Annotated in this window: 11 protein-coding genes; 10 read left to right on the plus strand and 1 reads right to left on the minus strand. The window is 47.4% G+C overall.

Going from position 1 to position 9,695, the window contains the following annotated elements; translation table 11 throughout:
- From OEM52_11285 to pgsA, 10 genes are all read left to right on the plus strand, one after another.
- On the plus strand, nt 1-641 hold a 641-nt coding region (locus OEM52_11285), incomplete at its 5' end, for a hypothetical protein (GenBank protein MDK9700717.1).
- Nucleotides 642-644: 3 nt separating this feature from the next.
- On the plus strand, nt 645-1,046 hold the full coding sequence (locus OEM52_11290) for a hypothetical protein (protein ID MDK9700718.1): 402 nt from the start codon (nt 645-647) through the stop codon (nt 1,044-1,046).
- Nucleotides 1,047-1,064: 18 nt separating this feature from the next.
- Entirely contained in the window at nt 1,065-2,129 is a 1,065-nt protein-coding gene (gene buk / locus OEM52_11295; GenBank protein ID MDK9700719.1) for a butyrate kinase, read from the plus strand.
- A gap of 81 nt (nt 2,130-2,210) precedes the next feature.
- Complete coding sequence (locus OEM52_11300; GenBank protein MDK9700720.1) at nt 2,211-2,702, plus strand: hypothetical protein; 492 nt, start codon at nt 2,211-2,213, stop codon at nt 2,700-2,702.
- Between the two features lie 44 nt (nt 2,703-2,746).
- Nucleotides 2,747-3,469, plus strand: coding sequence for a peptidylprolyl isomerase (locus OEM52_11305; GenBank protein MDK9700721.1), 723 nt, complete (start codon nt 2,747-2,749; stop codon nt 3,467-3,469).
- The gene (locus OEM52_11310; GenBank protein MDK9700722.1) at nt 3,466-4,254 is read left to right on the plus strand and encodes an RNA methyltransferase; all 789 of its coding nucleotides are present in this window, start codon (nt 3,466-3,468) and stop codon (nt 4,252-4,254) included. Before OEM52_11305 ends, OEM52_11310 begins: the two co-directional genes overlap by 4 nt.
- A gap of 180 nt (nt 4,255-4,434) precedes the next feature.
- A complete protein-coding gene (locus OEM52_11315; protein ID MDK9700723.1) occupies nt 4,435-5,274 on the plus strand; it encodes a CPBP family intramembrane metalloprotease in 840 nt (279 codons plus the stop codon).
- Nucleotides 5,267-5,515, plus strand: a complete 249-nt coding sequence (locus tag OEM52_11320; GenBank protein ID MDK9700724.1) for a hypothetical protein — start codon at nt 5,267-5,269, stop codon at nt 5,513-5,515. The genes OEM52_11315 and OEM52_11320 overlap by 8 nt, the downstream gene beginning before the upstream one ends.
- On the plus strand, nt 5,512-6,996 hold the full coding sequence (locus tag OEM52_11325) for a SpoIID/LytB domain-containing protein (GenBank protein ID MDK9700725.1): 1,485 nt from the start codon (nt 5,512-5,514) through the stop codon (nt 6,994-6,996). Before OEM52_11320 ends, OEM52_11325 begins: the two co-directional genes overlap by 4 nt.
- The gene (gene pgsA, locus OEM52_11330) at nt 6,984-8,477 is read left to right on the plus strand and encodes a CDP-diacylglycerol--glycerol-3-phosphate 3-phosphatidyltransferase (GenBank protein ID MDK9700726.1); all 1,494 of its coding nucleotides are present in this window, start codon (nt 6,984-6,986) and stop codon (nt 8,475-8,477) included. Before OEM52_11325 ends, pgsA begins: the two co-directional genes overlap by 13 nt.
- Here pgsA and OEM52_11335 read toward each other — a convergent pair whose 3' ends face one another.
- Nucleotides 8,478-9,530 (minus strand): SO_0444 family Cu/Zn efflux transporter, encoded by a 1,053-nt coding sequence (locus tag OEM52_11335; GenBank protein ID MDK9700727.1) that lies wholly within the window; start codon nt 9,528-9,530, stop codon nt 8,478-8,480. It abuts the gene before it with no gap.
- Nucleotides 9,531-9,695 lie beyond the last annotated feature (165 nt).

Consider the following 9,695-nt stretch of genomic DNA (forward strand, 5'->3'; position numbering starts at 1 on the left):
GATTTGGGGTTCACACGATTTCTTTTGGCGAAGTGAGTGGATTCCTCACTCCTGCAAACAAATCGATTGAGATAAATGATCGTTCTACGCAAATTGATGTTGTTGGTACATACATACCATCGATCGAAATCGATTTTAAATTGGATGAATCCGGGAGGGTGAAGAGCCGTGGCATCATCAATGTGGAAACCGGTTATTGGCTATCCGACAAGGGAACGGTTCCCTCTACAGAACACGGACCTGAGATTGTTAAAGTAAAGCCGTTCGACTTTTATGTATATCAATTCGGTCCTGGTCGTTCCAATGCTAATCCTTCTGGGAACGATTACATTGATGTAACGTTTAACCTTCCATCGGGTTTCGATGCCGGTAGGTCGTTATCCTTAGTATTAGAAGGGTATGCTACCAATCGAAACTTTCAGTTTAATCTGACGAAGTTAACCGAGATTTCCATCGCTGTGAATGGGCAGACTGTTCAATCGGGAATTCGGCCGACCGTCAATATCGATGAAAATCGAACTGTTGCCAGAGATGCATACCCCATTGGTCGTTTCTTGAAAACCGGTGCGAACCATGTGATGATTCGCACGACGGATAACTCGAAGTGTTATTACCTTTTACGCGGAATGCGAATAGAGTAACTGATGAATGTTAACAACGCCAATTTGACTCCTGAGGAAATCGAACGGGTTCGACGCGAGCACCGTGAACTACTCGAACGCACCGACGAAAAGAATCGCGCGAAATTGCGCGAGTTACAGGTCGAACAGGAACAAGGCGAACATTACGACGAACTGCGGCGAATCCGATTTGAAGAAGAAGAAAAACTCTTTGGAAAAGATCCTCGCTACATTGTGGTTGAAGACGACCAAGGATTCAAATCGTTTGTATTGAAAGAGAATGCCCAATCACGAACACACCGTAAACGGGTTCGTAAGAAGCATCGCCGGAGTATTCGTTCGATCTTCCGCGATTATGTTTCAATTGGATTAATCGTCCTCGTTATGTTCGTATTAGTATATTATGCTTTACAACTCACCCCTTAACCCGCGTTAGGTTTTCCAATGGATGTTGTATTTATTATTAATCCCGGTTCTACCTCGACGAAAGTTGCGATTGCAAACCGGGATGGGCTTATTGACGAGAAGGAAGTCCAACATCCGCGCGAGGAGTTGGCGAAGTTTCCCAACGTAGCGGATCAGTTAGCGCTGCGAATGGAAACGGTGCGAGCGGCATTGCTTGCATGGTACACTCCTGATCGAACTCTGATTGGTATTGTTGGTCGTGGTGCTCCATTGAAACCTCTTACCGGAGGCACCTACCAGATTACTGAAGCAATGCTGGATGATGTAAGATCAGCGAAGTTCTCCAATCATGCTTCCAATCTCGGATCCATGTTAGCAGATGCCATCGCAAAGCAATACAGTCTACCCGCTTTTGTCGTCGATCCGGTCACTGTCGATGAGTTTCCTTCGGAAGTGCGATTATCCGGAGACCCCGAAATACCTCGGCTATGCCGCTGGCATGCGCTGAACCTCCGAGCTTGCGCCCGGCTCGCAGCCGCACAGTTAGGAAAACCACTTTCCGATACGAAATTCGTAGCAGTACATCTGGGCGGTGGGATTTCCATCGCAGCATTACTCGGTGGAAGAGTACAAGATGTAAACGATGGTCTCTTAGGGATGGGTCCATTTTCACCGGAGCGAGCAGGTGCCCTACCAATCGGAGGGGTATTGAAACAGGCATTTTCGGGTAGATACACCGAACGGCAACTTATCGAACGCTACAGCCGGGGAAGTGGTTTCGTAGCATATTTAGGGACTTCAGATTTCCGAAAAGTCGAACAGATGATGGAAGCCGGTGACGAAAAAGCGATTACCGTGTACAAAGCGTTTGTTTGGCAACTGGTGAAAGAAATCGGAGCGATGGCTGCCGTGCTCGGAGGAGTAGACGGCATTGTTCGCTCGGGAGGTTTGGCGCGTTCACAAAGATTGTTAGCCGATGTTTCGCAAAAGACCGGGTGGATTGCACCGAATTTCGATTATCCCGGCGAACACGAAATGTCCGCACTTGCTGCCGGGGCTTTTCGGGTGTTGGACGGTAAGGAATCTGCATTAACTTACCAGTAACCGGCATCAACTGGTTGGCATTAGTGGTGACGACTTGAAGTACTGTTGTTCAGTCAATTCGTAGAATAGTTGAGGTGTGATATGTTGCGCAATCGAATTGTCTTGTTTTTCTCTTTTTTATCGATTGTTGTTGTAATGATCGTTGGTTGTGGACACGATCCAATTTCTCCTGGCGACAACGTTAGCCCGGGCGTATCGCTCGAAGTCATACTTCCCAGCCTCGATTCGGGTTATATCGATGCGCCAGATCCACCGAATTTTGCGAGTTTCGAAGTTCGGGTCAATGTCAGGGATACGGTAACCTTACGGCGGTTGCACTATATCCCCATCGAAACCCGTGGTCGTATTCACGTAGGCGAGGCGAATGAGGGGAATGCTATCATCATTCCTCCTCGTACCACAACTGACACAACGATGCCAAGCGGCACATCTCAGACGATAGTTATCCGGCTTACCGCCGCAGATACCGGTTTGGCTCAAGTGACGGTAGACGCTTTTACTTCGGAAAATGCCTTGATGAGAAGTGTCACCCAAAGTTTCACCGTACGATACCGCCCCGCTGGCGGCAACTAAGGATATTTCTTAACAAAGTTAAAAGTTCGCTTAGAGGAGATTGTATGAATGGATTAAAAATTGCAACCATCGCCGCGTTATTTGTATTCGCTGGAACCGGTTGCGCGAAAACGGAGAAACCGATGACCGAAAACAATCAAACGCCGGCAGTCGAAACCACGAAACCAGTTGAAACTCCTGTAGTACCTGATGCTCCAATTGGTAAACTTGCCAAGGTGGAAGCTCCGGCAACCCAAATGCCGAAATCCGACGAAGTCGCCATCCTCGATATCGCTGGCTACGGGCGGATCGTTCTGGGATTTTTCCCGAATAAAGCGCCGGAACACGTGAAGAACTTCTTGAATTTCGCCAAACAAGGCTATTATGATGGTTCTACTTTCCACCGTATTATTCCCGGTTTTATGATTCAAGGTGGCGATCCGAATAGTAAAGACGATGATCCCAACAACGACGGTATGGGTGGACCCCCGACCCGCGTAAAAGCTGAGTTCAACGACCTGAAGCACTTGCCCGGCACCTTATCGATGGCGCGGACACAAGACCCCAATAGCGCCGGCAGCCAATTCTTCATTTGTCACGGTGCCGTTCCCCATCTGGATGGACAATACTCGATATTCGGGCAGGTTCTTTCGGGAATGGATGTAGTCGATAAAATTGCGAAATCCCCCCGCGGATCGAATGACAATACGTTTGCAACCAATTGCCCCGACCGCAAAAAAATTGCTATGAAAGTTACCGTTGCGAAGTGGAGCGACGTCGTTCCATGAGTGACGAACCGCGACCGCTCAGCCGTTCTGAAGCCGCATCATTAACGGCTTTAACGGTAAAAAAAATGCGGAGCGAACGCGGGCAAACAATCGCCGAGGGGGAAGCGTTAGTGCGCGAAGCACTCGCTTCCCCGTGGTTGGTACACGAAATTGCTGCAACCACCGAATGGATTCAATCCGGGAAACTGAGTTACCTCGCTGAGCAGCTCTCCAAGCGCGCAGTAAAAATCCGCTCCATTGACCACGATTTATTGAAACGCATCTCTGAGCTTGAGACGGCTCCCGGTGTAATTGCAACGGTATCCCCTCCGGAACAAGACGAATCTCACATCGATGGAGTAATCATCGCATTAGACCGCGTATCTGACCCCACCAATCTCGGTGCAATAGCCCGAACCGCCTGTTTCTACGGGGTGAAACAAATCTGGCTCTCGGAAGATTCGGTAGATATTTTAAATCCCCGGGCGATTCGCGCATCAATGGGTGGTCTTTTTCATGTCTCTACAAAAAAATGCAATTCCCTTGAGCAAGAACTGAAAGCAGCAAAACAACAGGGTGTTTCGATTATAGCTGCCAATGCGCTTTCCGGTTCACCGCAACTTCCCAAACGACCGGGTAGAGCTATCATCGTTGTACTTGGGAGTGAAGCTCATGGTATTCGAGAATCAATCCTCGCAATAGCTGATGTTTCCTGGCATCTCCTGCCAATTGGAAGGGACTTAACTCTAAATGTCGCCGCAACTACCGCGATTCTTCTCGACCGACTTACATCAAACTCTTCATAATCCTTACGAAGAGTTTTTATTTATTTAACATCAAAACATCTATTACGGTATTGTTACAGTACGTTGAGATAAGTCAATTCCGGTAATCGCTTCTTGCTTTGCAGTAAAAAGATCGCAGTCGCTTTGTAAATCTCATTACTATCTGCTTACTTTCTTTACAAAGAGCAGAAGTTGATCCGAATGAGACCCGAAGTAAAACCTCCGATACCTGCCGCAGAACCACAGGATAACATCCCGACAACTTCGATGGTTGTTTCGGTGTTGTTCCTATCAGTGGCTTGGATGATATTGCTCTTTTGGTTGGTCGATCAAATGCAATGGAAAGGTGCTGAATCGATCTTTGTGATGAGCGGATTGATGGCGTTACCATGTGTAATCTGGACGATTCGTAATAAGTTTTCATTCGTTGAAACATTCCGTCTCCGTTGGCCTGGGACACGAGCTGTGCTCTATGTCATACCATTGGCAATCGCCATGGCGGTTTTGACCGATGCTGCCGACCGCTGGTGGACAACGCTGGTTCCGGCCGACCCTGAGTATTTGAAACAAATCAACGCGAATCTCCAAACAAATTCGTTGTACCAATGGTGGATGCTTTTATTGGCTGCTGCTGTTGTCGCGCCTATCGCTGAGGAATTTTTATTCCGAGGGTTCGTTCAAGGTGTCTTAGAAATTCGCATGGGGGCAATTTCCGCGATTCTTTGGACAGCAGCGGTGTTTAGCTTCTTCCACTTCAACTATGCACAACTTTTTCCGTTATGGATATTATCGTTAGCGCTGGGATTGCTTGCTTGGCGGGTCGATTCGATTATCCCTGCACTCATCATGCACGCAGTAAACAATGCCCTTTCGTTGTTCTCATTACAAGCGGCCAATGGTGAGCTGTTTCCCGGATACATCGCCGGGGAATACGTTGCTCTGCAGTGGGTACTTTTAGCCGCAGCGATTGTGCTTGTTTGCGGGTATGCTTACTTTCGTTTTCCCGCTTCGGAAAGCGCGCAAGGAACCGAGTATGAATGATTATCGCCTACCCTATAAATTCAATCCCGAACGACATCGCAGGCTAATGCGATACACTAAATTGCGGAAACTCGTGCTCTTGCTCTTCATTCTAAGTGTGTCGTTTCTCTTAACTGCAGCTCTCTTCTCGCTTAGTGCGGATATCCCTGTGAGTTGGTTGGTGTGGGGAACCCTGTTATCGATTGGGTCTGGAATGTTACTTCGCTACATTTCGCATACTTTGATTCAGGAGCATCGTTGAACATTCGTGTTGCAGTTCTGCGCAGACAGTCGGAGATCGTCATTCGATGTGCTTCCGGTAGTTTTACCCTCGAAAAATCTAATGGAACGGAAACGATTCACACCGACGAGGAACGTCGGTTTTCTTTATCATCTCCTCTAAGGGAGTGTTGGCTTACCAGAACAAAACTTAGCCAACTACCGCTTCAGGGTGCTGAACCGATTGGCGTTCATGCCGATACTGCACTTGGTGAAGTAACCTCACACAAATGGCTTGTATTGCTGGAAGCGGACAAACCAACAACTCCTGATGCTTTATTCACCCAAGCGGTTGCGATTGCTCATTCGGCTGCGCCCAATGGTGAATTACTATATCCCGATGAACGCCGCGACCTATCGGCTTCGCTGTTAATCGGCTGGTCACCAGTTGCTGATAGCTTGAAGTTGATTCCTGATTCGCCTCAATCGACTTTATCGATTCAAAATGTCCAGATCGGTATCGGGTTCCATTGGGATCATGTTAATACAATGCTGTATTCCGGTACAATCCGTATTTATGCCCTGAAGAATGGCTTGGCGGCAGTGGTGGAAACCCCGCTGGAAGAGTATTTGGCAACAGTAAATAGCTCCGAAATGCCTGCTGAGATGCCATTGGAATTCTTAAAAGCACAAACTGTTGCCGCTCGAAGTTGGCTGCGCGCAAATCTTGGGAGCCATTACCCCGGTGCGCCGTTTGATGTTTGCTCCGACGATCATTGTCAATGTTACCAAGGTTCGGTGAAGATCAAGGAAAATAGTCTCCGAGCTTCGCAGGAGACTGCTGGTCAAATTCTAATTTGCAAAGACAGCAGTGAGAAGTATGTTATCACCGATGCTCGCTATGCGAAAACCTGTGGTGGTCGGTTTGAACCGGGTGCACGGGTATGGGGAGGAGAAACACCGGGACTGCTATATGCGCACGATCATGTAACCGAACAATTAGTGCCGCCAATCGATACCGAAGTAGACGCGTACAATGTTATCGAAAACACGGAAACGAACGATTATTGTAATCCCAAGTTGTATCCCTATCCTCCATCGCTTACGTATTGCGAACCCTATTATCGTTGGCAACAGGAACTGACGTGTGCCGAGTTAGGACAACGCATAACCCGAGCCACTGGCATTGAAATCGGAGCGATACAATCCCTCGAATCGTTGGAACGTGGTCCTTCCGGGCGAATTCATCGTTTGCAGGTAGTCGGAGAAAAGAATACAATCGAAATATCCGGGGAATTGGCAATTCGTAGAGCATTGTCGGATTCGCACTTGCCAAGTTCGGCAATCGTTTGGAAATTCAACAACCCTTCAATCGTATTACTTGGAGCGGGTTGGGGGCATGGCGCAGGATTGTGTCAAACCGGTGCGGCAATTCGAGCAACCCATGGAGCCAGCTATCAAGAAATACTGTCTGCTTACTATCCAGATTCAATTTTAGAGACAATGAGTGCATGTCGTCGATGAACACTGAAAATCCTGATTCACAACAAATGGTACCATCTACCAATCGACTTGAACAATTGTCGAAATTTCGCCGATGGAATACCTCATGGTTAGGTCGCATTGATAGCTATTTGATTCATCTTATTGCCATTTTCAGTGGTGGTATCTTTATGCGTTTTTTTCAACGCATGACGATTCACCATCGCTCCCGGCTGAAACAACTAAAACTCCCCTCGATGATATTACCAAATCATGTATCGATCCTGGATGATTTTTTCTTGGGTCCACCGATACTGTTTCCGATGAGTATCTTTCGCTACGATTTAATGCCGTATCATGCCCCCGAAGAGAAGAATTTCTTTAAGGGCAAATTTCTCAGTTACATGATGCGGAAACTGAAGTGTGTTCCTTTGACTCGCGGAGCAGGTTTCAAACAACCTGGGATGCTGCGGTTAATCGAATTGATTCAGGATAATAACGTTCTCTGGATGTACCCTGAGGGGGGACGTACCCGTTCCGGTGACATTAATTCAGGAAAAGCTGGTGTCGGTATGATACTGTACCGTTCCCGCGCGCAGGCGATTCCCATCTACCATGAAGGATTACACCGCGTCCTTCCCATCGGTAAATCGTTTCCCCGGCTTTTTCGTCGGGTCGATGTGATTATCGGCGAACCAGTTCCACTGGATGATTTATTCGCGCTGCCAGACGAACCACGTACCTGGCAAGCAATTGCTGATCGGGTCATCGAAAGTCTTAAAGCGTTGCGCGATGAGTTACATACGATAGTCGATCAGGAAGGTAACGCGAAGCCGGTTAAAAAAGTGATGAATAACGTTGACAACGCACCCAGATTGTCAGTTTCAAGGATGAAAGCAGCATGGCGGGATGTTCGCTGGCAACCGACGTTGGCGAACTACTTGACATTGTTCAGATTGTTTCTTGTTCCGGTGTTTGTGCTACTCTTTCTTTCGGATCATTTTGCACTACAGATTGTTGCGACAGTAGTCTTTATTGTCGCTGCTATTACCGATGCTGTCGATGGCTATATAGCTCGCAAACGAAATGAGGTCACCAGCTTTGGCGAATTCATTGATCCCTTTGCAGACAAACTTCTTACCCTTACTGCGTTTGTTCTTATCGCGTTGCGTAAAGAGTTTTCCCTAATCTTGATCAATCTATTAGTCTACATCTCGCTGATTGCTACTCGCGAGATTGGAATAACCATGTTACGCATCTGGGCAATAGATCGCGGACAACCTTTGATTACTTCGGTCTGGGGTAAAATGAAAACCGGAATCCAACTGACTACGTTGATTGGAACACTGGTTTACTTTAATATCCGGGATTTGCTGCGGGAGTTTGGACTAAAAGTTGCCTACTTTGATGATAAAACAATGGTACCGGTACTGCACGGGTTATTTATACTATGTGTCATTATCACGGTAATCTCTGGTTATCTCTACATTCGTAACTTAATTGTTCGCCACCGCAACAAGTGATTAACGCTTCTTCATAACTAGATCGCGATATAACCCCACTACGAGTAAGATGAGAAGCATGATTGCCCCACCAATCGACACAAAACTCGCTGCATCACTATGTTCGTTTTTGTTCAGAACTCCTAATGTAAACGGCGAAACTGAATGCCAATAGTCTACAAGTAGTCCACACCCAATTGCTACTCCAATGATTGCACTCATCTGGATAACGAACCCTTTGGTTCCCAATAATTGACGCACAGTGGCAAACGATGCGATATTGGTTGCCGGACCGGTCAACATAAACACCAATACCGGCCCAGGTGCAACACCTGCCGCTAACAACGATGCCGCCAATGGGGTACTCGCCGTCGAACAAATGTACATCGGTAACCCCAACAATACTGCCGCGATGTAAACTGGCACTCCATTGGCGTATTCGGTGAGTGAGGATGCAGGAAAGAAGACTCCTATCAGTGCCGCCAACGCTAATCCCGGCAGCAAGTATCTTGCTAAATCGGTTGGCATATCAAGAAAACCGTAGCGCGTTACTTTTCTCCATTTCGCAGCACTCTTTGTCATGTTACTTTCGGATGAGGCACAACAGCAATCTCCCTCGCAACACGGATTTATCGTAGTTATAGATAGGGAAGCTTGCCGGAAGCGCTTTTTCACTTCATCTTTCGGTTGTAGGATTCCAGCGGTCATTGCTGAGAGGATTGCCGTAACCGGACGGATGATTGCCCACACTGGTCCCAGTAGAGCCCATGATAGGGCAATTGTGTCCACACTGGTTTCTGGGGCAGAGATGAGAAACCCGGAGGTTGGACCTCGCCCGGCGCCGCCATCACGTAACGCTTTTGCTACCGGTAATACCGAACACGAACAAAGCGGAATCGGCGCTCCCAGCAATACACCTCGCAGTGTCGGTTTCCAGCCGTTACCTTGCAGGTATTTCAAGAGTGTGTTCGGAGATAATAATACATGGAGGATGCCGGCGATCCCGAACCCAATAAGTAACCAGAGTCCGGAATCGAGTAGGATATCCCATAACGATGTGAGAAAATTCTGCATGATGTTCTTTAAGATTAAGATGTACAGTGTACGGTTAGGATGACAATGAGTCAAGGAACTTTTCAATTTCGACAGCAAAAGATACCACCGAATTGGATGAGAAGACTCTTCCTACCAGTTATACTGCTTGTCGTTTCGATTGGTTATGCGAAAACCACTTCGGAG

This window comes from bacterium, from assembly GCA_030247525.1.
Taxonomy (GTDB): domain Bacteria; phylum Electryoneota; class JAOADG01; order JAOADG01; family JAOADG01; genus JAOTSC01.

Bases quoted from the DNA above. Each gene is read 5' to 3' on its own strand.
- OEM52_11300 (MDK9700720.1), top strand. From the start codon at position 2,211: ATGTTGCGCAATCGAATTGTCTTGTTTTTCTCTTTTTTATCGATTGTT.
- OEM52_11335 (MDK9700727.1), bottom strand. From the start codon at position 9,530: ATGCAGAATTTTCTCACATCGTTATGGGATATCCTACTCGATTCCGGA.
- OEM52_11290 (MDK9700718.1), top strand. From the start codon at position 645: ATGAATGTTAACAACGCCAATTTGACTCCTGAGGAAATCGAACGGGTT.
- OEM52_11315 (MDK9700723.1), top strand. From the start codon at position 4,435: ATGAGACCCGAAGTAAAACCTCCGATACCTGCCGCAGAACCACAGGAT.
- buk (MDK9700719.1), top strand. From the start codon at position 1,065: ATGGATGTTGTATTTATTATTAATCCCGGTTCTACCTCGACGAAAGTT.
- OEM52_11320 (MDK9700724.1), top strand. From the start codon at position 5,267: ATGAATGATTATCGCCTACCCTATAAATTCAATCCCGAACGACATCGC.
- OEM52_11305 (MDK9700721.1), top strand. From the start codon at position 2,747: ATGAATGGATTAAAAATTGCAACCATCGCCGCGTTATTTGTATTCGCT.
- pgsA (MDK9700726.1), top strand. From the start codon at position 6,984: ATGTCGTCGATGAACACTGAAAATCCTGATTCACAACAAATGGTACCA.
- OEM52_11310 (MDK9700722.1), top strand. From the start codon at position 3,466: ATGAGTGACGAACCGCGACCGCTCAGCCGTTCTGAAGCCGCATCATTA.